The sequence below is a fragment of the Streptomyces sp. NPDC027185 genome (genome assembly GCF_055567035.1).
The window spans coordinates 291,046-315,660 of record NZ_JBVHRF010000004.1 but is presented as its reverse complement, the minus strand read 5'-3'; the positions used below and the strand labels follow the sequence as shown (position 1 = coordinate 315,660).

General features: G+C 73.4%; 22 protein-coding genes. 16 read left to right on the top strand and 6 right to left on the bottom strand.

The window, feature by feature from the left end; genetic code table 11:
* Positions 1–43: 43 nt before the first annotated feature.
* Together coaBC and metK are read left to right on the top strand one after the other, a co-directional pair.
* Entirely contained in the window at positions 44–1,285 is a 1,242-nt protein-coding gene (coaBC, locus tag ACZ4M8_RS15010; RefSeq protein ID WP_467607111.1) for a bifunctional phosphopantothenoylcysteine decarboxylase/phosphopantothenate--cysteine ligase CoaBC, read from the top strand.
* Positions 1,286–1,530: 245 nt separating this feature from the next.
* Positions 1,531–2,739 carry a methionine adenosyltransferase gene (metK, locus tag ACZ4M8_RS15005; protein WP_467607110.1) on the top strand — a complete coding sequence of 403 codons (1,209 nt, stop codon included), beginning with the start codon at positions 1,531–1,533 and terminating at the stop codon, positions 2,737–2,739.
* Here the strand turns inward: metK and ACZ4M8_RS15000 are convergent.
* The 3 genes from ACZ4M8_RS15000 to ACZ4M8_RS14990 all read right to left on the bottom strand — a co-directional run bounded on the left by ACZ4M8_RS15000 (position 2,736) and on the right by ACZ4M8_RS14990 (position 4,765).
* Positions 2,736–3,773 (bottom strand): EamA family transporter, encoded by a 1,038-nt coding sequence (locus ACZ4M8_RS15000; protein WP_467607108.1) that lies wholly within the window; start codon positions 3,771–3,773, stop codon positions 2,736–2,738. The two genes, metK and ACZ4M8_RS15000, sit on opposite strands and share 4 nt — an antisense overlap.
* A 219-nt stretch (positions 3,774–3,992) precedes the next feature.
* A complete protein-coding gene (locus ACZ4M8_RS14995; protein WP_467607105.1) occupies positions 3,993–4,640 on the bottom strand; it encodes a maleylpyruvate isomerase family mycothiol-dependent enzyme in 648 nt (215 codons plus the stop codon).
* Complete coding sequence (locus ACZ4M8_RS14990) at positions 4,637–4,765, bottom strand: hypothetical protein (protein ID WP_467607103.1); 129 nt, start codon at positions 4,763–4,765, stop codon at positions 4,637–4,639. Before ACZ4M8_RS14990 ends, ACZ4M8_RS14995 begins: the two co-directional genes overlap by 4 nt.
* A 477-nt stretch (positions 4,766–5,242) precedes the next feature.
* Here ACZ4M8_RS14990 and ACZ4M8_RS14985 point away from each other — a divergent pair, with 477 nt between their 5' ends.
* On the top strand, positions 5,243–5,500 hold the full coding sequence (locus ACZ4M8_RS14985) for a hypothetical protein (RefSeq protein WP_467607101.1): 258 nt from the start codon (positions 5,243–5,245) through the stop codon (positions 5,498–5,500).
* 342 nt (positions 5,501–5,842) lie between these two features.
* Positions 5,843–7,972, top strand: a complete 2,130-nt coding sequence (locus ACZ4M8_RS14980) for a primosomal protein N' (RefSeq protein WP_467607099.1) — start codon at positions 5,843–5,845, stop codon at positions 7,970–7,972.
* 135 nt (positions 7,973–8,107) lie between these two features.
* Here the strand turns inward: ACZ4M8_RS14980 and ACZ4M8_RS14975 are convergent, their stop codons facing one another.
* Positions 8,108–8,650 (bottom strand): hypothetical protein, encoded by a 543-nt coding sequence (locus ACZ4M8_RS14975; protein ID WP_467607097.1) that lies wholly within the window; start codon positions 8,648–8,650, stop codon positions 8,108–8,110.
* 377 nt (positions 8,651–9,027) lie between these two features.
* Between ACZ4M8_RS14975 and fmt the strand changes: the two genes are divergently transcribed.
* Together fmt and ACZ4M8_RS14965 are read left to right on the top strand one after the other, a co-directional pair.
* On the top strand, positions 9,028–9,966 hold the full coding sequence (gene fmt, locus ACZ4M8_RS14970) for a methionyl-tRNA formyltransferase (protein WP_467607095.1): 939 nt from the start codon (positions 9,028–9,030) through the stop codon (positions 9,964–9,966).
* Between the two features lie 157 nt (positions 9,967–10,123).
* Positions 10,124–11,557: an RsmB/NOP family class I SAM-dependent RNA methyltransferase gene (locus ACZ4M8_RS14965; protein WP_467607092.1), complete on the top strand. Its 1,434-nt coding sequence runs from the start codon at positions 10,124–10,126 to the stop codon at positions 11,555–11,557.
* A gap of 175 nt (positions 11,558–11,732) precedes the next feature.
* Here ACZ4M8_RS14965 and ACZ4M8_RS14960 read toward each other — a convergent pair whose 3' ends face one another.
* On the bottom strand, positions 11,733–13,178 hold the full coding sequence (locus ACZ4M8_RS14960; RefSeq protein WP_467607089.1) for a glyceraldehyde-3-phosphate dehydrogenase: 1,446 nt from the start codon (positions 13,176–13,178) through the stop codon (positions 11,733–11,735).
* Positions 13,179–13,372: 194 nt separating this feature from the next.
* Here ACZ4M8_RS14960 and rpe point away from each other — a divergent pair, with 194 nt between their 5' ends.
* The 9 genes from rpe (at position 13,373) to ACZ4M8_RS14915 (ending at position 23,037) form a co-directional block, all read left to right on the top strand.
* Positions 13,373–14,053, top strand: a complete 681-nt coding sequence (gene rpe, locus ACZ4M8_RS14955) for a ribulose-phosphate 3-epimerase (protein WP_467607087.1) — start codon at positions 13,373–13,375, stop codon at positions 14,051–14,053.
* Between the two features lie 204 nt (positions 14,054–14,257).
* Positions 14,258–15,247, top strand: a complete 990-nt coding sequence (locus tag ACZ4M8_RS14950) for a sugar-binding transcriptional regulator (RefSeq protein WP_467608025.1) — start codon at positions 14,258–14,260, stop codon at positions 15,245–15,247.
* Between the two features lie 189 nt (positions 15,248–15,436).
* Positions 15,437–15,892, top strand: coding sequence for a guanyl-specific ribonuclease (locus ACZ4M8_RS14945; RefSeq protein ID WP_467607085.1), 456 nt, complete (start codon positions 15,437–15,439; stop codon positions 15,890–15,892).
* Positions 15,889–16,335 carry a barstar family protein gene (locus ACZ4M8_RS14940; RefSeq protein WP_467607084.1) on the top strand — a complete coding sequence of 149 codons (447 nt, stop codon included), beginning with the start codon at positions 15,889–15,891 and terminating at the stop codon, positions 16,333–16,335. Before ACZ4M8_RS14945 ends, ACZ4M8_RS14940 begins: the two co-directional genes overlap by 4 nt.
* Positions 16,336–16,425: 90 nt before the next feature.
* Positions 16,426–17,889, top strand: coding sequence for a GuaB1 family IMP dehydrogenase-related protein (locus ACZ4M8_RS14935; RefSeq protein ID WP_467607082.1), 1,464 nt, complete (start codon positions 16,426–16,428; stop codon positions 17,887–17,889).
* A gap of 358 nt (positions 17,890–18,247) precedes the next feature.
* On the top strand, positions 18,248–19,714 hold the full coding sequence (locus ACZ4M8_RS14930; RefSeq protein ID WP_467607079.1) for an amino acid permease: 1,467 nt from the start codon (positions 18,248–18,250) through the stop codon (positions 19,712–19,714).
* Between the two features lie 10 nt (positions 19,715–19,724).
* The gene (locus ACZ4M8_RS14925) at positions 19,725–20,180 is read left to right on the top strand and encodes an Lrp/AsnC family transcriptional regulator (RefSeq protein WP_399093924.1); all 456 of its coding nucleotides are present in this window, start codon (positions 19,725–19,727) and stop codon (positions 20,178–20,180) included.
* 275 nt (positions 20,181–20,455) lie between these two features.
* Complete coding sequence (locus ACZ4M8_RS14920; RefSeq protein ID WP_467607077.1) at positions 20,456–21,259, top strand: carbon-nitrogen hydrolase family protein; 804 nt, start codon at positions 20,456–20,458, stop codon at positions 21,257–21,259.
* Between the two features lie 86 nt (positions 21,260–21,345).
* The gene (locus tag ACZ4M8_RS14915) at positions 21,346–23,037 is read left to right on the top strand and encodes a flavin monoamine oxidase family protein (RefSeq protein ID WP_467607075.1); all 1,692 of its coding nucleotides are present in this window, start codon (positions 21,346–21,348) and stop codon (positions 23,035–23,037) included.
* Positions 23,038–23,138: 101 nt separating this feature from the next.
* Here the strand turns inward: ACZ4M8_RS14915 and ACZ4M8_RS14910 are convergent, their stop codons facing one another.
* Positions 23,139–23,840 carry a DUF5995 family protein gene (locus ACZ4M8_RS14910; protein WP_467607074.1) on the bottom strand — a complete coding sequence of 234 codons (702 nt, stop codon included), beginning with the start codon at positions 23,838–23,840 and terminating at the stop codon, positions 23,139–23,141.
* A 195-nt stretch (positions 23,841–24,035) separates the two neighbouring features.
* Here ACZ4M8_RS14910 and ACZ4M8_RS14905 point away from each other — a divergent pair, with 195 nt between their 5' ends.
* On the top strand, positions 24,036–24,491 hold the full coding sequence (locus ACZ4M8_RS14905; RefSeq protein ID WP_467607073.1) for a phospholipase: 456 nt from the start codon (positions 24,036–24,038) through the stop codon (positions 24,489–24,491).
* Positions 24,492–24,615: the final 124 nt, after the last annotated feature.

The following is a 24,615-nucleotide window of genomic DNA, read 5'->3' as shown; positions in this document are numbered from 1 at the left end:
CCGCCACGGGGCGATCCGGACCGAGCTCGGGGAGCACGAAGCGATGGACAAGCAGGAGCGCACGAGGCCCAGGGTCGTGCTGGGGGTCAGCGGCGGCATCGCCGCGTACAAGGCGTGTGAGCTGCTGCGGCGGCTGACCGAGTCGGGGCACGACGTCCGGGTCGTGCCGACCGCCGCCAGTCTGCACTTCATCGGCGAGGCCACCTGGTCCGCGCTGTCCGGCAACCCGGCCACCACCGAGGTCTGGGAATCCGTCCACGAGGTGCCGCACGTCCGCATCGGGCAGGGCGCCGACCTCGTCGTGGTGGCGCCCGCCACCGCCGACATGCTGGCCAAGGCGGCCCACGGCATCGCCGACGACCTGCTGACCAACACCCTGCTCACCGCCCGCTGTCCGGTGGTCTTCGCGCCCGCGATGCACACCGAGATGTGGGAGAACCCCGCGACGCAGGAGAACGTCGCCACGCTGCGCCGCCGCGGCGCGCTCGTCATCGAGCCCGCGGTCGGCCGGCTCACCGGCGTCGACACCGGCAAGGGCCGCTTCCCCGACCCCGTCGAGATCTTCGAACTGTGCCGCCGGGTGCTGGCCCGCGGTCCGCGCGCGCTCACCGCGGACCTGGCCGGGCGGCACGTCGTCGTCTCCGCGGGCGGCACCCGCGAGCCCCTGGACCCGGTCCGCTATCTGGGCAACCGCTCCTCGGGGCGGCAGGGCTACGCGCTCGCCGCGACGGCCGCCGCCCGCGGCGCCCGGGTCACCCTCGTCGCGGGCAACACCGAGCTGCCGGACCCGGCGGGCGTGGACGTCGTCCGTATCGGGACCGCCGTTCAGCTGCGGGAGGCGGTGCTGGCGGCGGCGCGGGACGCCGACGCGGTGGTGATGGCCGCGGCGGTGGCCGATTTCCGCCCCGCCACGTACGCCACCGGGAAGATCAAGAAGAAGGACGGGCAGGAGCCGGAACCGGTCACGCTGGTCCGCAATCCGGACATCCTCGCGGAGCTGTCCGCCGATCGGCCCAGCCCCGGGCAGATCGTTGTCGGATTCGCCGCCGAGACCGACGACGTCCTCGCCAACGGCCGCGCCAAACTCGCCCGCAAGGGCTGTGACCTGCTGGTCGTCAACGAGGTGGGGGAGCACAAGACCTTCGGGTCGGCGGAGAACGAAGCCGTGATCCTCGCCACGGACGGTTCTGAGACGCCGGTGCCGCACGGGCCGAAGGAAGCGCTCGCCGACACGGTGTGGGACCTCGTCGCGGGCCGTTTGCCGGACGCCGCCGACGGCTCCTGAGCCCCGCGCCGCACCGGCCCCGCGGGTTCGCGCCACGGCGGCGGCCCCCTTGACCCGCGGGGCCGTACGGCTGATCGTCCCCTTGTGGGCCGTGGTGTGCCAGGTCACGACGGATCCACAAATCGAGACTGAGTGTCCGAACCTCGCACACGACCGATAAACTGGCCAGCGGATCGGGTCGAGCGCAGCTCTCGAACCCCTCCGCCAATGATCAGCCAGCAGCCGCTGCAACCCCAGGGAGCGATGTGTCCCGCCGCCTCTTCACCTCGGAGTCCGTCACCGAGGGCCACCCCGACAAGATCGCTGACCAGATCAGCGACACGATTCTCGACGCCCTCCTCAAGGAGGACCCCACCTCCCGGGTCGCCGTCGAGACGTTGATCACCACCGGCCTGGTCCATGTGGCCGGCGAGGTGACGACGAAGGCGTACGCCGACATCCCCAGCCTTGTGCGCAACAAGATCCTCGACATCGGCTACGACTCGTCGAAGAAGGGCTTCGACGGCGCGTCCTGCGGCGTCTCGGTCTCCATCGGCGCGCAGTCCCCGGACATCGCGCAGGGTGTCGACACGGCGTACGAGAACCGCGTCGAGGGCGATGAGGACGAGCTGGACAAGCAGGGCGCGGGCGACCAGGGCCTGATGTTCGGCTTCGCGTGCGACGAGACGCCGGAGCTGCTCCCGCTGCCGATCTTCCTCGCGCACCGGCTCTCCCGCCGGCTGTCCGAGGTCCGCAAGAACGGCACCATCCCCTACCTCCGCCCCGACGGGAAGACCCAGGTCACCATCGAGTACGACGGTCACAAGGCCGTCCGGCTCGACACCGTCGTGGTCTCCTCGCAGCACGCCAGCGACATCGACCTCGACTCGCTGCTCGCGCCCGACATCCGTGAGTTCGTCGTCGAGCACGTCCTCAAGGAGCTGGTCGAGGACGGCATCAAGCTGGACACCGACGGCTACCGCCTGCTGGTGAACCCGACCGGCCGCTTCGAGATCGGCGGCCCGATGGGCGACGCCGGTCTGACCGGCCGCAAGATCATCATCGACACCTACGGCGGTATGGCCCGTCACGGTGGCGGCGCGTTCTCCGGCAAGGACCCGTCGAAGGTCGACCGCTCCGCCGCGTACGCCATGCGCTGGGTCGCCAAGAACGTCGTCGCGGCCGGGCTCGCGGCCCGTTGCGAGGTCCAGGTGGCGTACGCCATCGGCAAGGCCGAGCCGGTCGGTCTCTTCGTCGAGACCTTCGGTACCGCCACGGTCGACACCGACAAGATCGAGCAGGCCATCGGTGAGGTCTTCGACCTCCGCCCGGCCGCGATCATCCGCGACCTCGACCTGCTCCGCCCGATCTACGCGGAGACCGCCGCGTACGGCCACTTCGGCCGCGCGGACGCCGACTTCACCTGGGAGCGCACCGACCGCGTCGACGCGCTGCGCAAGGCGGCGGGTCTCTAGGACCTCCCGTCCGGGGCGCCCCGGACAGCCGAACGGCCCCGTACCGGATCTTCTTCCGGTACGGGGCCGTTCGTGCGCGCCGGGCCGGCCCTCCCCGGTGCGGCGGCGGTGGCTTCGGCGCAGGGTACGTCGGCCGGTACGGGGCCGGGGGCGCGCAGCGCCCGCCGGGCGCGCACCTTGCCGATCACGTCGAACTGATTGAGGGCCAGCCCGAGGACCACCAGGGCGATGGCGGTGGCCTTCAGGACGCCCAGGGGCTCACCGAGGAACAGCACCGATGACGCCATGCCGAAGACCGGCACCAGCAGCGTCAGCGGCGCGACCCGGGAGGCGCGGTAGGTGCGCAGCAGATGGTTCCAGAGCGCGAAGCCGAAGAGGATCGCCGGATAGACCATGTAGAGCAGTGAGCCGAGACCGGCCCAGCCCATGGTGGTGAAGGAGTGCTCGACGGTGTCCCGGCCGCCGAGGCCCAGGGACAGCAGGAACAGCGGGACGGGCGGTACCAGGCTCGCCCAGACCGTGAACGCCAGCGCGTTCTCCGGCCGGGCCTTCTTGATGATCAGGTTGGCGATGCCCCAGCACAGCGACGCGCCGACGACCAGGACGGTACCGGCCGGGGTGACCGAACCGTCGGAGACGGCGGCGACCAGAGCCATGCCGCCCGCCGCCACCACGAACCCCACCAGGAAGCGGGGGCTGACGCGTTCGCCCAGCAGCCCCGCCGCCAGGCCGATCGTCCAGAACGCCTGGAGCTGCATCACGACCGAGGCGAGACCGGCCGAGAAGCCCAGGTCCATCCCGGCGAAGAGCAGCCCGAACTGGCCGATGCCGAAGAACAGTCCGTACAGCAGGAGCGGGCGCCACGGCACGTTCGGCCGCTTGATGAAGAAGACCGCGGGGACGGCGGCGAGCAGGAAGCGGAGCGACGCCAGGAGATAGGGGTCGAACGAGCGCAGGCCGATGTCGATGACGGTGAAGTTCGTTCCCCAGATGACCATCACCAAGGCGGCGCCCAGGAAGGTGGACAGTGGCAAGAACCGCTCCTCTTTCAGGGATGTGCTCGGGGCCGCGGGCGCGGGCCGCGTCGGCGGGGATGCTCCGGTGGGTCTCGGCGGGCCGGTCCGTGCCGGGCCCGCCGGGGCGCCCGGTCGGTGTGGCGGGGCGGCGCCGCGCGGCGCGGTGGGCTCGCGCTCGCCCCTGACGACCGCATCGCCCCTGGTGACAGGGGCGATGCGGTCGTCAGCCCGGTCTCCTCACCACTGCGCGCCGACGAGTTCGCCGGGAGTCGCGCCGGACAGCCGGTAGCGGTCGGCGGCCACCGGGCGCCCGGTGTAGAGCCGCAGGACGTCGGGGATGTCCGCGGTCAGCTTCGCGGTGGGCCGTCCGGGCACGGCGGTGCCCAGGGTGAGCCGCCGGGTGGGCAGCTGGATCTCCACCCGGGGCGTGCGCACGACCCGTCCGTGCCGGCTGAGCAGGGTGAGGGCCGCGTGGTGGCCGCGGCTGTGGTACGGATCGTCCAGGCCGATCGCCTCACGGATGTCGCCGCCGTGCATCCAGATGCCGAGCGCCGTCAGGTCCTGGGCGCCGCCCGCCGCCCTGATGGCGGGGACGGCGTCCGTCAGCCCCTGCTCGAACTCGTCGATGACCTGCTTGAGCGGCCAGGAGCGGCGCTCCTCGACCTCGCGGTGGCTCCCCTCGTGGGCGGTGCCGTACGCCGGGTCCGCGGCGAGGCGGGTGAGGGCGGCGCCGCAGCGCGCGACGAGGTCACGGACGGTCCGGTCGCCGCAGACGGTGGGCAGCCGCAGATCGGCCTCGGGCAGGATGCGCAGCCGCGGGACGAGGGTGTCGCGTTCGGCGCGGAGCACCACATCGGTGGCGGCGGGGATCTGCAGGATGGTCATCGCATTCCCGCCTCGAAGCCGTCGCGCGCCGCGACGCGGTACGGAGTACGGAGGGCGGCGGTACCGCTGATGTCCGCGCGCCGGTCGGGGATCCACTGGTCGAGCTGGTCGGTGGCGTATTGCATAGCGGACTCCTTCGCGAATGGCGGGGCGGGGGAGGCCGGAGCGGGCCGCAAGGGGCGGCTTCCGGTTGGTCCGGAGCGAATCTTCCCGCCGCCGTGCTGTGGGAATGCGGTGCGGAAACGCGTGTGCCGGTTCGCTTCGCGGGCACAGTGGTTCAAGGCGTGCGGCGGACCGTGATATTGCGGGTGCGAGCACGGCGTGGCACGCCCATGAGGGTGTCGCGCATTTCTTCGCAATTCAGGCCGCGGAAATTCCTGCCCTCCGGGAGCGAGAGCCGCCGCCGCTGTGTCCCGGCCGGCCTGGACACGGTTTCCGTGCCGTACGGAAAGGTGAGATCAGCACTCCTCCGCATCCTCTCGGACGGCCGCGTCACGGGCGGTGTGACCTCGTGGTACGGGGTGCGGTGTGCCTCGGCCGGATGGCTGCCGGGCCGCCGGTGCGCGGCGACGGGGCACCGCTCCCGTTCCGGTCCGGAGGAGGTGACCGACGGCATTCCGTTCCCTTTCGACGAGCGGCGGGACGAGGTCGTGCGAGTGGGCGCGCGGTTGATCGGTGGTGTGGTGGCCGGTGTGGGGAAGCGGGAGGGGAATGCGTACGGGAAGAAAGGGGAGGCGGCTTCAGGGAAAAGGGGATCCGTATATCCGGCGGAGGTGTGGGAGTCGTCCGATCAGGGGTTGAACGGCCTGGCGGAAAAGGGGGAGAGGGGGCCTCCAATTTACTTCGGTGGTGTTGCGTGAGTTACCTTCTTACGGCCGGTCCGACTATTGCAGAAGCTTTTCGGAAGTGGGAAGCGGTTGTCTGTGCGGTAAGTCTCGTGCAGGGGTGTGGTGCGTCGTTTCCGGCCGACTTTCCGGCGCTGCCGGGCGGCCCCCGGCCTGGCTGTTCCGGCGTACCGGGGCTCTCTCCGGCGAAAAGGGAACGACGCGATTTCGCTCCCATGTTTGAAGTGGCGCCGCAGAGGTTCGGGGCGGCGGCCCGCGCACGAGGGCCGCGGCACCGTACGCAATAGGTCCCGCCCGGCCCGGGGGAAGGGCTCGCGCGCCCGCCGTTGTCAGTGCCGTCTGCTAAGACTGGATGCCGTGAGCAGGGACGACGGGCACCAGGGGGCGGACGCGGGCGAGCAGCTGGCCCTCATCCGGGCGAGCGTGCGGGAGACGAGGACGGCCCGCGCCAAGCCGCGCACCTGGCGCGGCGCCGAGCCCGCCGCCGAACTGCCCGTCGCCCGCGTCCTGGTGGACAAGGGCCTCGTCCACCTCGACCGCTACTTCGACTACGTCGTCCCCGCCGCCATGGACGCCGAGGCGCGCCCCGGTGTGCGGGTCCGCGTCCGCTTCGGGGCGGGCGAGAAGGGCGGGCGCCGCGAGGGCGGCAAGCTGGTCAGCGGTTTCATCGTCGAGCGCGTCGCGGAGAGCGACTTCCGCGGCGTCCTCGCCCCGCTCGCCCAGGTCCTCTCCCCGGAGCCGGTCCTCACCCCCCGGCTGCTCGCCCTGTGCCGCGCCGTCGCCGACCGCTACGCGGGCAGCCTCGCCGACGTCGTCCAGCTCGCCGTCCCGCCCCGCCGTGCCCGCGCCGAGGCCAAGGAGTCCCCGCCCCCGCCGCCCCCCAACGCCCCGCCGGACCCGGGGAGTTGGCAGCGGTACGGCGCCGGGCCGGGCTTCCTCGCCGCGCTGGCCCGGGGGGACGCGCCGCGCGCGGTGTGGACGGCGCTGCCCGGCCCCACCTGGCCCGACGAGCTGGCCCGCGCCGCCGCCGCCACGCTCGCCGCGGACCGCGGCGCGCTGATCGTGGTGCCCGACGGCCGCGCCGCCGCCCGGGTGGACGCCGCGCTCACCGCCCTCATCGGCGCCGGCCGCCATGTCCTGCTCACCGCCGATGCCGGGCCCGAGGAGCGCTACCGCCGCTGGCTCGCGGTCAGCCGCGGCTCGGTGCGCGCCGTGATCGGTACCCGTGCCGCGATGTTCGCCCCCGTCGACCGTCTCGGCCTGGTCGCCCTCTGGGAAGACGGCGACGCCGCGCACAGCGACCCGCACGCCCCGCAGCCGCACGCCCGCGAGGTGCTGATCCAGCGCGCCGTGGGGGAGCGGGCCGGATTCCTGCTCGGCGGTGTGAGCTGCACGGTCGAGGCGGCCCAGCTCGTCGAGACCGGCTGGGCCCGCCCGCTCACCGCCGACCGCGAACGGGTGCGCGCCGCCGCCCCCCGCGTCCGTACGGTCGGTGAGGGCGACGAGGCGCGGGACGAGGCGGCCCGCGCGGCCCGGTTGCCGACGATGGCCTGGCAGGTGGTGCGCGAAGGGCTCAAGCACGGCCCGGTCCTCGTCCAGGTCCCCCGGCGCGGATACGCCCCCCGGCTGGCCTGCGCCCGCTGCCGGACCCCGGCCCGCTGCCGCGCCTGCGCGGGTCCGCTCCAGTCGCCGGGCGCCGAGGACCTGGTGTGTGCCTGGTGCGGCCGGGCGGAGGCGGACTGGCACTGCGCGGAGTGCGGCGGTGCCCGGCTGCGCGCCCAGGTGGTGGGCGCCCGGCGGACGGCGGAGGAGCTGGGCCGGGCCTTCCCCGCCGTGCCGGTGCGTACCTCGGGCCGCGACCACGTCCTGGCGACGGTCCCGGACGCCCCCGCGCTGGTGGTCTCCACCCCGGGCGCCGAGCCGGTCGCGGAAGGCCCCGGATACGCCGCCGGGCTGCTGCTCGACGGCTGGGCGCTGCTGGGCCGCCCGGATCTGCGTGCCGGGGAGGAGGCGCTGCGCCGCTGGCTGACAGCCGCCTCGCTGGTCCGCGGCCAGGAGGCGGGCGGCACGCTCGCGGTGATAGCGGAGCCGACGCTGCGGCCGGTCCAGGCGCTGGTGCGCTGGGATCCGGTGGGCCACGCCGTCCGCGAGCTGACGGAGCGGGCCGAGCTGGGCTTCCCCCCGGTCTCCCGGATGGCGGCGGTCACCGGCCGCCCCGACGACGTCACCGCGCTGCTGGACTCCGCCGAACTCCCGCCGGGCGCCGAGGTGCTGGGCCCGGTGCCGCTTGCGGTCACCGACCCCGGGCGGCCGCGCCGTCCCGGCGATCCGCCGCCGGGCGAGAGCTGGGAGCGGGCGCTGGTCCGTGTACGGCCCGGTCAGGGCACGGCGCTGGCGGCGGCCCTGAAGGCGGCGCGCGCGGCCCGGCTGGTCAAGCGGGAGGGGGAGGCGGTCCGGGTCCGGATCGACCCGCCCGACCTGGGCTGAACGCCGCCGGGCGGCCCGGCGGTGGCCGCCGCTCGCGGGCCCCGGGGCGCTCCGCCGGGCTTCCTCGGCACCGGCCCGGCCACGGGCGGGTGGCGGAGCGGGGCCCGCCGCCCGTCGGCCGGAGGTTACGGACCGTCAGCCGTTGCGCGGTGCGGGCAGCGCGCCGGTGCGGGGCTCCTCGCGGGGGCCGGGGGCGGGCTGTGCCGGCATCGTGCGGGCCGCGGGCACCGACGGCGTACCGGACAGGCCGGCGGCGACGGCCACCGCGCGCGAGGTGGTCTCCTCGGGGGAGCGGTGCGCGGTGTCGGCGCCCTCGGCGCCGTGCTGCGCGGCCCGGCGGCCGCCGTAACGGCGGTGCACCGCCTGCTTGGTGACGCCGAGCGCGGAGCCGACCGCGTCCCAGGAGAAGCCCAGCGAGCGGTCGAAGTCGACGGCGGCGGTGACGAGCGTTTCGACGCTGTCCCGCAGTTCCTGGGCGAGGCGGACCGTGGGGGCGGGTGCGCGCCCGTAGACGACGAAGCCGGCGGAGGGGCCGGTGCGGCGCGGCCGGTAGACGTTGCCGAGCTGTGCGGTCAGGGTGCGCAACGCGTCCACCTGCCGGCGTACCCGCTCGATGTCGCGTACCAGGAGATGCAGGCTGGCGCGCGCCTGGGCGTCGTGGGTTGCGTGGTCGGCCATGTGAAAGCCTCTCGAACCGGCGTGGATGAGGGAAAAGGACGAGGCGGGCCGAGTCCGCGGCCCGGCAACGGTCAATGCTGTTTGACCAACGCGGCAGCGGCGGCTCTGGTCACGGTGTGGGGGCGTAACAGCTCGTCAGCACGGCGCGGTGCGCCCCGCACGCCCCCGGCCCGCGGGGAGTTGTCCGCCGCCCCCGGGCGCCGCCGCGGTCACCGGGACGTACGCCGCCGGCCGCGGCGCCGAGGGCGCGGTGCCCGGCGCGGACCGTGCGGACGTACCGCCGGCGGCCGTTCCGGGCCCCGTGCGCCCGGTGGACGCGGGGCCCGGCCGTAGACTGGTGCGCCGTTCCGCAGCGTGTGAGAGGTAGTGCGCCACCCATGAGGCTCGTCTTCGCCGGTACCCCCGAGGTCGCCGTACCTGCCCTGGATGCCCTGATCGCCTCGGACCAGCATGAGGTGGTGGCCGTGGTGACCCGGCCGGACGCCCCGGCCGGCCGGGGCCGGCGGCTGGTCGCGAGCCCGGTCGCCGAGCGGGCGGCGGAGGCGGGCATCGAGGTGCTCAAGCCGGCCAAGCCCGGCGATCTTGAATTCCTGGCGCGGCTGCGGGAGATCGCCCCGGACTGCTGCCCGGTCGTCGCCTACGGCGCGCTGCTGCCGCAGCCGGCGCTGGACATCCCCGCCAAGGGCTGGGTCAACCTTCACTTCTCGCTGCTCCCGGCCTGGCGGGGCGCGGCGCCCGTGCAGCACGCGGTGCTCGCCGGGGACGAGGTGACCGGTGCCTCCACCTTCCAGATCGAGAAGGGGCTCGACTCCGGTCCGGTCTTCGGGGTGCTCACCGAGGAGATCCGCCCCACGGACACCGCCGGTGACCTGCTGACCCGGCTCGCCTTCGCCGGAGCCGGCCTGCTCGCCGCGACGATGGACGGTATCCAGGACGGCACCCTGCACGCCGTTCCGCAGCCCGCCGAGGGCGTCTCGCTCGCCCCGAAGATCGAGGTCGAGGACGCCCGGGTGGACTGGTCGGCGCCCGCTCTGCGGGTCGAGCGGGTGGTGCGCGGCTGCGCGCCGGCCCCCGGCGCCTGGACGCTCTTCCGCGGCGAGCGGCTGAAGCTGATGGCCACCGCCTCCGCCGGCCCGGACGCCGACCTCCACCTCGCCCCCGGCGAACTGGCCGTCACCAAGAAGGCCGTGTACGTCGGTACCGGCAGCCACGCCGTCGAGCTGCTGTGGGTCCAGCCGCAGGGCAAGAAGCCGATGAAGGGCGCCGACTGGGCGCGCGGCGTCCGTATCGACGCGGGCGAGGTCATCGGCGAGTAGCCCCGGCCGTCCCCGGAGGCGGCGGCCCGCCGAAGGCCGCCGTCCCGGGGCTCCGCGTCCCGGGGCTCCGGGTCCCGCGCCTTGGGGACCTCGCGCTCCGCGGCCCGCGCGTACGCTGGTCACACATCCTTTTTCTCGTATTCCGGAGCACCTTTTCGTGAGCCAGCAGCCGCGTCGCCGTCCCAGCAAGCCCTACCGCCGCCCGCAGAAGGACCCGGTCCGGATCCTCGCGTTCGAGGCGCTGCGGGCCGTCGACGAGCGGGACGCCTACGCCAACCTCGTCCTGCCGCCCCTGCTGCGCAAGGCGCGCGAGAACCCGGACTTCGACAGCCGGGACGCGGCGCTCGCCACCGAGCTGGTCTACGGCACCCTGCGCCGCCAGGGCACCTACGACGCGATCGTCGCGCAGTGCGTGGACCGCCCGCTGCGCGAGGTGGACCCGCCGGTCCTCGACGTCCTCACCCTCGGCGCCCACCAGCTGCTCGGCACCCGGATCCCCACCCACGCGGCGGTCAGCGCCAGCGTGGAACTGGCCCGGGTGGTGCTCGGTGACGGCCGCGCCAAGTTCGTCAACGCGGTGCTGCGCAAGGTCGCGGCGGACGGTCTGGACGGCTGGCTGGAGCGGATCGCCCCCGACTACGACGAGGACGCCGAGGAACACCTGGGTCTGGTCCACGCCCACCCGCGCTGGATCGTCTCCGCCCTGTGGGACGCGCTCGGCGGCGGCCGGGCGGGCATCGAGGACCTGCTGGAGGCGGACAACGAGCGGCCCGAGGTGACGCTCGTCGCCCGCCCCGGCCGGTCCACCGCCGAGGAGCTGCTGACCGCCGCGGGCGAGGACCGCGCGCTGCCCGGCCGCTGGTCGCCGTACGCGGTCCGGCTGGCCGAGGGCGGTGAGCCCGGGGCGCTGGACGCGGTGCGCGAGGGCCGCGCCGGAGTGCAGGACGAGGGCAGTCAGCTGGTCGCGCTGGCGCTGGCGAACGCGCCCGTCGAGGGCGAGGACCGGCGCTGGCTGGACGGCTGTGCCGGCCCCGGCGGCAAGGCCGCGCTGCTGGCCGCGCTCGCCGCCGAGCGCGGGGCGGCGCTGCTGGCCTCCGAGAAGCAGCCGCACCGCGCCGGTCTGGTGGCCCGCGCCCTGGACGGCAACCCGGGCCCGTACGCGGTGATCGCCGCCGACGGGACCCGGCCCGCGTGGCGGCCGGGCGTCTTCGACCGGGTGCTGGTCGACGTGCCGTGCACGGGTCTGGGCGCGCTGCGCCGCCGCCCCGAGGCCCGCTGGCGCCGCCGCCCGGAGGACCTGGACGGTTTCGCGCCGCTCCAGCGGGAGCTGCTCCGCCAGGCGCTGGCCGCCGTCCGGGTCGGTGGTGTCGTCGGCTACGCGACCTGCTCCCCGCACCTGGCCGAGACCCGCGCCGTCGTCGACGACGTCCTCAAGGGCCGCGGCGGTGTCCCGGTCGGCGCCGAGTGGATCGACGCCCGCCCGCTGATGCCGGGTGTCCCGGCGCTGGGCGACGGCCCCGACGTCCAGCTCTGGCCGCATCTGCACGGTACGGACGCGATGTATCTGGCGCTGCTGCGGCGTACCGCCTGAGCCCGGCGGGCGGCGGGCCACGGCGCCCGCCGCCCGTGCGCGCTCCCGGTGCGCGACCGCACCCGCGGAAAGGCGAACGGCCGGCGGCCGCCGTGGCCGGTACGCGATCCCGTAGGGGGTCGGGTACCGGCCACGGCCGCTCGCCGGCCGCTGCGCTGTCCGCGGGGGTGTGCGGTCAGACCGCCGGTGCCGGGTACGTGGGGTACTCCACGCCGGAGACGTACTGCACGACCCGGATGACCTGGCAGGAGTAGCCGAACTCGTTGTCGTACCAGAGGTAGAGGATGGCGTTGTCGCCCTCGACCTTGGTGGCGCCGGCGTCGACGATCGAGGCGTGGCGCGAGCCGATGAAGTCGTTCGAGACGGCGTCGGGGGCGCTGGTGAAGTCGATCTGACGCTTCAGCGGGGAGGTCAGCGACACCTGGCGGAGGTGGTCGAGGACCTCCTCGCGGGTGGTCTCGCGGGCCAGCTGGAGGTTGAGGATCGCGATGGAGACGTCCGGCACGGGCACCCGGATCGAACTGCCGGTGATCTTCGCCTTCAGGTCGGGCAGCGCCTTGGCGACGGCGGAGGCGGCGCCCGTCTCCGTGATCACCATGTTGAGCGGCGCCGAACGGCCGCGCCGCTCCGACTTGTGGTAATTGTCCAGCAGGTTCTGGTCGTTGGTGAACGAGTGGACGGTCTCGACGTGGCCGCGCACGACGCCGTACTCGTCCTCCATCGCCTTCAGCGGCGGGACGATCGCGTTGGTGGTGCAGGAGGCGCAGGACAGGATCTGCTCGTCCGGCTTGATCATGTCGTGGTTGACGCCGTGGACGATGTTCGGGACGTCGCCCTTGCCCGGGGCGGTCAGCACGACCTTGTCGACACCGGGGCGCAGGTGCTTCGAGAGCCCCTCGCGGTCGCGCCACTTGCCGGTGTTGTCGATGAGGATGGCGTCCTTGATGCCGTACGCCGTGTAGTCGATCTCCGACGGGTCGTTGGCGTAGATCACCTTGATCTCGTTGCCGTTGGCGACGATGGTGCTGTTCGCCTCGTCCACGGTGATCGTGCCCTGGAACTGGCCGTGGATGGAGTCGCGCCGCAGCAGCGAGGCGCGCTTGACCAGGTCGTCGGCGCCGCCGCCGCGCACGACGATGGCGCGCAGCCGCAGGCCGTTGCCGGAACCGGCCTTCTCTATGAGGAGACGGGCCACGAGGCGGCCGATGCGGCCGAAGCCGTAGAGGACGACGTCCCGGCCCTCGCGGCACTCGATCTTGTTGGCGCCGGTGGCGCCGGCGACCGCCTCGGCGGTGAACTCCTCGACGCCGAGGCCGCGCTCGTCGGCCTTGTACGTCGCGGCGAGCATGCCCAGGTCGATCTGGGAGGGGCCGAGGTCGAGCGTGGTGAGCGCCTGGAGGAACGGCAGGGTGTCGGTGACCGACAGCTCCTCACCGGCGATCTGCCGGGCGAAGCGGTGGGTCTTGAGGATGCTGACCACCGACTTGTTCACCAAGGAGCGGCTGTGCAGCAGGACGGTCACGTCCCGCTCGCGGTGCAGCTTCCCGATGATCGGGATCATCGACTCCGCGATCTCCTCGCGGTTCTTCCAGTTGGTGAACGAGTCGTCGTTGACAGTCACAGGCTTATCTCTCGATCGAGCTAGGCGGTGCTCATATGCTAACCCGACGCAATTTCGACCCTCCGGGCGGTGTCCGGGGGGCGAACGGACGGCGGACTCCGCGCCCCGGTCCGTGACCGGGCGGGCCGGGCGCGTACGGACCGGCCCCCGGGAGGGCCTGCGAAAGCCCCGTAACGGCACGCCATACTGGGTACATGGCCTTGATCAACCCCAGCATCCTGTCCGCGGACTTCGCCCGGCTCGCCGAGGAAGCGCGCGCCGTCGAGGGCGCCGACTGGCTCCACGTCGACGTGATGGACAACCACTTCGTGCCCAATCTCACGCTCGGGGTGCCGGTCGTCGAGTCGCTCAGCCGCGCGACGGACACCCCGCTCGACCTCCATCTGATGATCGAGGACCCGGACCGGTGGGCCCCGCAGTACGTCGAGGCGGGCGCGGGCTCGGTGACCTTCCACGCGGAGGCGGCGGCCGCCCCCGTACGGCTGGCGCGGGAGATCCGGGCGCAGGGCGCGCGGGCGTCCATGGCGCTGAAACCGGCCACCCCGATCGAGCCGTACGAGGATCTGCTGCCCGAGCTGGACATGGTGCTGATCATGACCGTGGAGCCCGGCTTCGGCGGGCAGGCGTTCCTCGACATCATGCTGCCGAAGATCCGCCGCACCCGTGAGCTGATCTCCCGGCACGGGCTCCAGATGTGGCTCCAGGTGGACGGCGGGGTCTCGGCGTCCACCATCGAACGGTGCGCCGAGGCGGGCGCCGACGTCTTCGTGGCGGGCTCCGCCGTCTACGGTGCGGACGATCCGGCCAAGGCAGTCCGTGAGCTGCGGGAACAGGCCGTGGCCGCGACCTCGGCGGGTTGGGGCTGCGCCCACTGACCCCGGGCGGCGGGGCGGGATCGCCGGCCCGCCGCCGTTCCTTTCATCCTCGCCCCGCCCGCGGTTGTCCGTACCGCCACCGGCCGTTCACGGCAGGAGGGTGGTGGTCCCCGTCCGGCGTGGGTTTCTGCAAGGATGAGCAAAGACTCGATCAGATGCGCAGCAGGGGAGATTTTCGTGGTAGCCAGCCGCCCGCAGTCCGGTATGGGCCCCGCCGAGCTGGTGCAGGCCGCGGCCATGGCCCGCCGTTTCTATCTGGAGGGCAAGTCCAAGATCCAGATCGCCGAGGAGTTCGGCGTCAGCCGTTTCAAGGTCGCCCGGGTGCTGGAGACCGCGCTGGAGCGTGATCTCGTACGGATCGAGATCCGGGTGCCGTCCGAGCTGGACGCCGAACGCTCCGACGCGCTGCGTGCCCGCTACGGCCTGCGGCACGCCGTCGTCGTCGAGTCCCCGGCCGATGCCTCCGAGGACGCCGCCGACCCGGAGAACCTCGGCGAGGTCGCCGCCGACCTGCTCGGCGAGCTGGTCACCGAGGGCGATGTGCTGGGCCTGGCCTGGGGCCGCTCCACCATCCACATGGCCGCCGCGTTGCACCGCCTCCCGCCGTGCACCGTCGTCCAGCTCACCGGCGTCTACGACGCGGGGACCGCCGACCGCGGCTCCGTCGAGGCGGTCCGCCGGGCCGCCGACGTCTCCGGCGGCGAGGCGCACCCGATCTACGCGCCGATGCTGCTGCCGGACCCGGCGACCGCCGCCGCGCTGCGTGGCCAGACCGGCATCGCCCGCGCGTTCGACTACTTCGACAAGGTCACCGTCGCCTGTGTCTCCATCGGCTCCTGGGAGCCCGGCGTCTCGACCGTCTACGACATGCTGAGCGAGGACGAGCGCGCGCACTACGCCTCGCTGGGCGCCGCCGCCGAGATGTCCGCGCACCTCTTCGACGCCGAGGGCCGCCGGATCGGCCGCGATCTGGGCGAGCGGTGCATCACCGTCGAGGCGGACCGGCTGCGCCGGATCCCCGAGGTCGTCGCCATCGCGGGCGGGCGCCGCAAGGCCGCCGCGATCGGCGCGGTGCTCCGCTCCGGCCTGGTCACCAGCCTGGTCACGGACACCGCCGCCGCCGATCACCTGCTGCTGGAGACGGGGCCCGGCCCGCGCCCGGCGCTGGAGCGGGCGGACCCGGACGGAGCCTGAGCCCGCCGCCCGGGGGCGGCCCGGCGCGGTGCCGGCCGGTGGCCCCGGGCCCCGCGCGTCCACGGGAGCGCCGCCCGTACCCGGACGGGCGCCCGGCCGCCGCGCTCCCGTGCCGCGTGTCCGAGGGGTCCGTACCGCGGCGGCGGAACCGGCGCGGCACCCCGGCGTCCGCTGTGACAGCATCGGCGCATGAAGATCCGTTTCTCCGTCCGTCCGGCGGCCGCCGCCCTCGCGGCGCTGCTCTCCGGGCTGCTGCTGGCCCTGACCGGATGCGGTCCGGGCCACGCCTCGTCCGCCTCCTCCCCGGGGCCGTCCGCCACCCGTACCGCCGCCTCGCGTCCGGCCGGGACGCCGGGGTGGGCCGACGGGATGGCGACCGTCCCGGAGCGGCAGCTGCCGAACGAGGCGCAGCGGACGCTGCGGCTGATCGACGCCGGGGGCCCGTACCCGTACCGCAAGGACGGCACCGTCTTCGGCAACTACGAAAAGCGGCTGCCGCGGCAGGCCCGGGGGTACTACCACGAGTTCACGGTGCCCACGCCGGGCGCCCGGGACCGCGGTGCGCGGCGGCTGATCACCGGTGAGCACCACGAGATCTACTACACCGCCGATCACTACCGGACCTTCAAGGCGGTGCTGCGGTGACCGCCCCCGTGCCGCGGTCGCTGGCGGCTGTCCTCGGCGGCACCACCCCGCCCGGCGTGCTGTCCTGGCCCGCCGGCCGTCCGGTGGCCGACGCGCTCGCCGCGGCCGCCGCCGCCGGTTGGCAGGGCGCCGGCCTCGACCTCGCCGGTGTCCGGGACAAGGCCGGCTTTCTCGACCTCTGCGCCCGTGAGCTGGGCTTTCCCGAGTGGTTCGGGCACAACTGGGACGCGCTGGCCGACTGTCTGACCGATCTGTCGTGGTGCCCGGCAGGCCACGGGCGGCTGCTGGTGATCACCGGCTGGCAGGAGTTCGCGGCCGCCGCACCCGAGGACTGGCACGTCGTCGAGAACGTCATCGCCGACGCGGTGGCCCACTGGCGCGACACGGACACCGGCCTCGCGGTGATCCTCACCCGGGGGCCGGCCCGGCCCGCCGCGGACTGACCGGCCACCGTTTCGTCGCTTCGTACAGCCCGCCGCGGCGGACTGTCGGATGATCGCATCACCGCAGGTGGCGGCCCGTATCCTGGCGGTATGCGATTCCTGAACCCGAAGAACGGTGCCCTCGAAGAGTGTTCTTCGGTGCCGTACGACCTGACGTACGACGATGTGTTCATGGTGCCCGGCCGCTCGGCCGTCGGCTCCCGGCAGGGCGTGGACCTCGCCTCGCCGGACGGCAGCGGCACCACGATCCCGCTGGTGGTCGCCAACATGACCGCCATCGCCGGCCGCCGGATGGCCGAGACCGTGGCCCGCCGCGGCGGGCTCGTCGTCATCCCGCAGGACATCCCGATCGAGGTCGTCACCGACGTCGTCACCTGGATAAAGCGCCGCCATCTGGTGCTGGACACGCCGATCGTGCTGTCGCCCGTCGCGACCGTCGCCGACGCGCTGTCGCTGCTGCCCAAGCGGGCGCACGGCGCGGGCATCGTCGTCGAGGGCGGCCGGCCGCTCGGCGTCGTCACCGAGCACGACCTCGCCGGGGTCGACCGCTTCACGCAGGTTTCCGAGGTCATGTCCAAGGACCTGCTGGTCCTGGACGCCGACATCGACCCGCGCGAGGCGTTCAACCGCCTGGACGCCGCCAACCGCAAGCTGGCGCCCGCGGTCGACGAGGACGGCATGCTGGTCGGCATCCTCACCCGCAAGGGCGCGCTCCGCGCCACCCTCTACACCCCCGCCACCGACGCCGACGGCAAGCTGCGGATCGCCGCCGCCGTCGGTATCAACGGCGATGTGGCCGGTAAGGCGAAGGCGCTGCTCGACGCCGGGGTGGACACCCTCGTCGTGGACACCGCCCACGGCCACCAGGAGTCCATGATCAGCGCGGTCCGGGCCGTCCGGGCGCTGGACCCGCAGGTCCCGATCGTGGCGGGCAACATCGTCGCCGCCGGGGGCGTCCGCGATCTGATCGAGGCCGGCGCGGACATCATCAAGGTCGGTGTCGGGCCGGGCGCGATGTGCACCACCCGGATGATGACCGGCGTGGGCCGCCCGCAGTTCTCCGCGGTCCTCGAATGCGCCGCCGAGGCGAAGAAGTACGGCAAGCACGTCTGGGCCGACGGCGGGGTGCGCCACCCCCGCGATGTGGCGATGGCGCTGGCCGCCGGCGCCTCCAACGTCATGATCGGCTCGTGGTTCGCCGGCACCCTGGAGTCGCCCGGCGACCTCCAGCACACCGCCGACGGCCGTCCGTACAAGGAGAGCTTCGGCATGGCCTCGGCCCGCGCGGTGCGCAACCGCACCAGCGAGGAGTCGGCGTACGACCGGGCCCGTAAGGCGCTCTTCGAGGAGGGCATCTCCACCTCGCGGATGTTCGTCGACCCGGCGCGCCCCGGTGTCGAGGACCTGATCGACTCGATCATCGCGGGCGTCCGCAGCTCCTGCACCTACGCGGGCGCCGCCTCGCTCGCCGAGTTCGCCGAGAAGGCCGTGGTCGGGGTGCAGAGCGCCGCCGGTTACGCCGAGGGCAAGCCGCTCCACGACAGCTGGAGCTGACCTCCTTCCGTCCCGCGGGGGCCACGTGCCGGAACGTTCCGGCACGGGGCCCCCGCGGCGTTCGCGCAGGCCACGCCCGGCGCGCGTGGTGGCGGGCGGCGCCCGTACGATCGGGTGGTGGGCGCGCAACGAACCACCGGGGCCACGCGCGGTGCGCAACGTTCCGCCGTGGTTGCGCAAGGAACCTGCATTACGGCAGGTCAGGGCCGGGCCGTAAGGTCAAGCGCTGTACGTGGAGTGGCGGGGACCGTCTGCTCGGCGGTCTCCTGCTGCGGGTGCGTTCCGCCTGCCCGCATGCCGACCGCCGCCGGTCACCGTCCCTCGTTCCCCGACCGGCAGCGATGAAGGAGCCACCCCAGTGTTGGAGCACGGCGCGTCCCCCGGGGGCAGCGATCCCCGGCCCCCGTTCGCGGGTGGCCTCGGTACCCGGTTGATGCGGCGCAAGCCCGTCGAACGGCTCGTCGCCGAGGGCGGGCAGGGCGAGGGCGGCTCACTGCGCCGCTCGATGGGCATGTGGCAGCTGACGATGATCAGCATCGGCGCCACCCTCGGGACCGGCATCTTCGTCGTCCTCGGCGAGGCGGTGCCCGACGCCGGACCTGCCGTGATCCTCTCCTTCGTCATCGCCGGTATCACCGCGCTCTTCTCGGCGCTCTCCTACGCGGAGCTGGCCGGCACCATCCCGGTCTCCGGCTCGTCCTACTCGTACGCCTACGCCACCCTCGGTGAGCTGGTCGCCTGGGTCTGCGGCTGGTGTCTGATCCTGGAGTACGGGGTCTCCGTCGCGGCGGTCGCGGTGGGCTGGGGGCAGTACCTCAACGAGCTGCTGTCCGGGACGATCGGCGTCACCATCCCCGACGCGCTCTCCCAGCCGCCGGGCGGCGGCGGGATCTTCAACCTGCCGGCGCTGCTGGTCGTGATGCTCGCCATGGTCTTCCTGCTGGGCGGCGCCAAGGAGAGCGCCCGCGCCAACACGATCATGGTCGCCGTCAAGATCGTCGCGCTGCTGCTCTTCTGCGGCGTCGCGCTCCAGGGCGTGAAGTCCGGCAACTACGCGAACTTCATGCCGATGGGCATGGCGGGCGTCAGCGCCGCCGGAGCCACCCTCTTCTTCTCGTACATCGGCTTCGACGCCGCCTCCACCGCGGGGGAGGAGGCGCGGAACCCGCAGCGCGACCTGCCGCGCGCGATCATGCTGTCGCTGCTCATCGTCACCACGCTGTACTGCCTGGTCGCCGCCGTCGCGGTGGGTGCGCTGCCCTGGCAGCGGTTCAAGGGCTCGGAGGCGGCGCTCGCCGGGATCCTCAAGGAGGTCACCGGGCAGGACGTCTGGGCGGTGCTGCTGGCCGCCGGCGCGGTCGTCGCCATCGCCAGCGTGGTGCTGACCGTGCTCTACGGCCAGACCCGCATCCTCTTCGCGATGTCCCGCGACGGGCTGGTGCCCCGGGTGTTCTCCAAGGTGCACCCGAAGTCCGGGGCGCCGCGCGCCAACACCGTCATCGTCTCGCTGTTCTGCGGAGTGCTCGCCGCGGCCGTACCGCTCGGCCAGCTCGCCGACGCCACCAGCATCGGCACGCTCTTCGCGTTCGCCCTCGTCAACGTCGCGGTGATCGTGCTGCGCCGGACCCGTCCCGAGATGCCCCGCTCGTTCCGTACGCCGCTCTCGCCGCTCTTCCCGGCGGTCGGCTTCCTCCTGTGCGTCTACATGATGGGCAGCCTCTCCCCGGTGACCTGGGCGGTCTTCGGGATCTGGATGGCCGTCGGCCTTGTGGTCTACTTCGGGTACGGCATGCGCCGCTCCCGGCTGGCCCCGTCAGAGAAGTGATCCACCCGCAGTGCGACTGAACGACCTCGACGAACGCATCGTCCACGCCCTCGCCGAGGACGCCCGGCGCAGCTACGCCGACATCGGCCAGGAGGTCGGGCTCTCCGCCCCGGCGGTCAAACGCCGGGTGGACCGGCTGCGGGCCGAGGGCGCCATCACCGGCTTCACGGTGCGGGTCGATCCGGCGGCGCTGGGCTGGGAGACCGAGGGCTACATCGAGCTGTACTGCAGCCGCAACACCTCGCCCGAGGCGATCCACCGCGGTCTGTCGCGCTACCCGGAAGTGGCGTCCGCCTCCACCGTCACCGGTGACGCGGACGCCCTCGTCCAGGTCTTCGCCGCCGACATGCGCCACTTCGAGCGCGTCCTGGAACGCATCGCGGGCGAGCCGTTCGTGGAGCGCACCAAGTCCGTCCTCGTCCTCTCGCCGCTGCTGCGCCGGTTCAGTTCCGGCTCGCCGGGCTGAGCGCGGACGCCCCTCCGGGCCCGGTGGCCACGGCTTCGGCCCGGCCACCGGGCCCGGGTGCGTGACGGCCCGCCGCGCGGCCCGGCTCCGCAGGCCCACAGCTCTCGACGGGCCCCCGGCGCCCCCCCCGAAACCACCCTCGCAACGAATCGCCGCCCCGCCCCCGATACGCGCAACAAATCGCTCAGCGGGACGCAACGGAGGCGCCTTGTCGCAGGTCAGCGCGGGCCCGTACGGTCAATGCGTCCACCGCGAACCGTCCGCCGAGGGGTCCCATGTCGTCGCTGCGCACCGCCCTGTTCCAGAGTTCGGGCAGGCCCGGCGACCCGGCGTACAACCTGGCGCTCCTCGAAGCCGCCGCGCGTGACGCGGCCGCTTCCGGTGCCGGGCTGCTGGTCACCTCCGAGCTGTTCGTCACCGGCTACGCCATCGGCGACGACCTCCACCGCCTGGCCGAGACCGCCCACGGGCCCGCCGCCCGCCGGGTCTCCGAGATCGCCGCGGCGCACCGTATCGCCATCGCGTACGGCTATCCCGAGCGCGCCCCCGAGGGGCCCGAGGTGTACAACTCCGTCCAGCTCACCGGCCCCGACGGCGCCCGGCTCGCCACGTACCGCAAGACGCACCTCTTCGGCGACTTCGAGCACGCGCACTTCACGCCGGGCACCGAACCGGTCGTCCAGGCGGAGCTGGACGGCCTCCGCATCGGGCTGCTGATCTGCTACGACGTGGAGTTCCCGGAGAACGTCCGGGCGCACGCGCTGGCCGGCACGGACCTGCTGCTGGTGCCCACCGCGCAGATGCACCCCTTCCAGTTCGTCGCCGAGTCGGTCGTCCCGGTGCGCGCCTTCGAGAGCCAGCTGTACGTCGCGTACGTCAACCGCACCGGGCCGGAGGGCGCCTTCGAGTTCGTCGGGCTGAGCTGCCTGGCCGGGCCCGACGGCATCGTCCGCGCCCGCGCCGGACACGGGGAACAGCTGATCACCGCCGAGGCGGACACCGCCTTCCTGCGAGCCTCCCGGGACGGCAACCCCTACCTCGCCGACCGGCGCCCGGAGCTGTACGGCACCCTCGGCTGACCCCGGCACCCGCCGCACCGGGGCCCGCCGCCCCGCCCCACCTCCCGCACCCCCGTTCCACCCCGCCCTGCAAGGAGCCGTACCCGATGACGTCCACGGTGCCCACCGCCGCCCACCACGCGGACGCCCAGCCGCCGATCACCATGTTCGGCCCGGACTTCCCGTACGCGTACGACGACTTCCTCGCGCACCCGGCGGGCCTCGGCCAGGTCCCGGCGACCGAGCACGGCAAGGAGGTCGCCGTCATCGGCGGCGGACTCTCCGGCATCGTCACCGCCTACGAGCTGATGAAGATGGGCCTGAGGCCCGTCGTCTACGAGGCGGACGAGATCGGCGGGCGGCTGCGCACCGTCGGCTTCGAGGGCTGCGACCCCTCACTGACCGCCGAGATGGGCGCGATGCGCTTCCCGCCGTCGTCCACCGCCCTCCAGCACTACATCGACCTGGTGGGCCTGACGACCCGGCCGTTCCCCAACCCGCTGGCCCCCGACACCCCCTCGACCGTCGTCGACCTCAAGGGCGAGTCGCACTACGCCCGCACCGTCGAGGACCTGCCCGAGGTCTACCACCAGGTCATGGACGCCTGGAACGCCTGCCTGGAGGAGGGCGCGGACTTCTCCGACATGAACCGCGCCCTGCGCGAGCGGGACGTGCCCCGCATCCGGGAGATCTGGTCCCGCCTCGTGGCGAAGCTCGACAACCAGACCTTCTACGGCTTCCTCTGCGACTCCGAGGCGTTCAAGTCCTTCCGCCACCGGGAGATCTTCGGGCAGGTCGGCTTCGGCACCGGCGGCTGGGACACCGACTTCCCCAACTCCATCCTGGAGATCCTGCGCGTCGTCTACACCGAGGCGGACGACCACCACCGCGGCATCGTCGGCGGCAGCCAGCAGCTCCCGCTGCGCCTGTGGGAGCGCGAGCCCGGCAAGATCCTCCACTGGGCGCCGGGCACCTCCCTCGCCTCGCTGCACGGCGGCGCGCCCCGCCCCGCCGTGACCCGGCTGCACCGCACCGCCGGCAACCGCATCACCGTCACCGACGCCGCCGGTGACATCCGCACGTACGAGGCGGCGGTCTTCACCGCGCAGTCCTGGATGCTGCTGTCGAAGATCGCCTGCGATGACGCGCTGCTGCCCATCGACCACTGGACGGCGGTGGAGCGCACCCACTACATGGAGTCGTCCAAGCTGTTCGTGCCGGTGGACCGGCCGTTCTGGCTGGACAAGGACGAGGAGACGGGCCGGGACGTCATGTCGATGACGCTCACCGACCGGATGACCCGCGGCACCTACCTCCTCGACAACGGCCCCGACGCGCCCGCCGTCATCTGCCTCTCGTACACCTGGTGCGACGACAGCCTCAAGTGGCTGCCGCTGGACGCGGGCGAGCGGATGGAGGTCATGCTGAAGTCGCTGGCCGAGATCTATCCCAAGGTCGACATCCGCAAGCACATCATCGGCAACCCGGTCACCGTCTCCTGGGAGAACGAGCCCTACTTCATGGGCGCGTTCAAGGCCAACCTGCCCGGCCACTACCGCTACCAGCGGCGGCTGTTCACCCACTTCATGCAGGACCGCCTCCCCGAGGACAAGCGCGGGCTCTTCCTCGCCGGGGACGACATCTCCTGGACGGCGGGCTGGGCCGAGGGCGCCGTGCAGACCGCGCTGAACGCGGTGTGGGGGGTCATGCACCACTTCGGCGGCGCCACCGACGCCACCAACCCCGGTCCCGGCGACGTCTACGACACCATCGCGCCGGTCGAACTCCCGGAGGACTGACCTCTTCGGGAAGGCCCGCCCTCTTCCGGAGGTCCGGCCCGTCCGGAGGCCCCGAACCGCCCCGCCCGGACCGTCCGCCCAACGGTCCGGGCGGTGGCGTGTCAGCCCAGCGGCGTCAGCAGGCAGCGGCCCACCAGGCCGGTGCCGGCGTCCAGCCGCTCGGCGCACTCCCGCGCGAACTCCGGCACCCGCCGGACGCCCCACAGCATCCGCGCCGCCGCCCACGCGCTCTCCCGCGCCCGCTCCAGACTCCACGCCCCGGCCAGATACGTCAGCGGATCGGTGACGTCCAGCGCCTCGGGGCCGGGCGCGAGGTGGTCGCGGGCGTACTCCTCCAGGCCGGCGAGCGCCGCCCCCAGCCGGTCGAACTCGCCCTCCAGCCAGGACGGTTCACACCCCAGCGCCTGGGCGGCATCGACCACCGCGAGCACCAGATCGTGCCCGACCTGCGCGTTGATCCCGGCCAGTGCGAACTGCAGCGGACGGACGCCCGGATGGTGGCGCAGCTGGAACAGCGGCCGCCAGCACGCCGGGACCGGCAGCCCGACGGCCGCCGCGTCCACCGCCGCCGCGAACCGCCGGATCAGCCGCAGCTCCAGCTCGCCCGCGCCCGCCGCTCCCGCGAACGGGCCCGCCGCCCGCGTCCGCCGCGCCGCCGCGAGCGCGGCGCGGGTGAAGACGGCCACGCCGTCGCCGTCCGGCAGGGCGTTCGCCGTCGCCCGCAGCCGCGCACGGACGGCAGCCGGACCGCGGGCCCCGCGCGCGGGCGGGACGGCGATGGCGCGTCGCTGAGTGGTCGTCATCGGGTCAGCGTGGCACCGTACGGGCGAACAATGCGGGATCCTGTGTGGCTTTGACCGGAACGGGGTAATTACCGGCGCGCCCTCTTGTGACCGCGGCCGCCGCGGCGGGGAGGGCAACGGCCCTTGAGAACCGCATACTTCCGGCGCACGGGGGCGCCTCGCGCGCCAACGTGGCGCCGGACACCGGAGGTTGGCATGTTCCGACGGCGCATCGCCGCACTGACCGCCCCGCTTCTGGCTCTGTCCGCGACCCTGGTCGCGGCGGCCCCCGCCCAGGCCGTACCGGCCGACAAGCCCCAGGTGCTCGCGCGCTGGACGCAGACCGGCCCGGCGAGCTACACGCAGTGGGCCGACGCCCGCGCGCACCGGGCGAAGTGGTCCGCGTACGGCTTCGACTGGTCCACCGACTACTGCTCCTCCTCGCCCGACAACCCGTTCGGCTTCCCGTTCCGGATGTCCTGCGCCCACCACGACTTCGGCTACCGCAACTACAAGGCGGCCGGTACCTTCGCGGCGAACAAGCCCCGCCTCGACACCATGTTCCACACGGATCTGCGCCGGGTCTGCACGCGCTACACCGGCGCCAAGAAGAACTCCTGCGACGCGCTCGCGTGGACGTACTACCAGGCCGTGAAGCGGTTCGGCCACTGATCCGCGGCGGGTGGTCCGGGGGCGCCCCGGACCACCCGCCGTGCGGCGTACCACCCCGGCTGCACCCGTACGCTTCCCGCGTTCAGTTTGTCCAGAAGCGATCGTTCGACTATGAATCACCTCG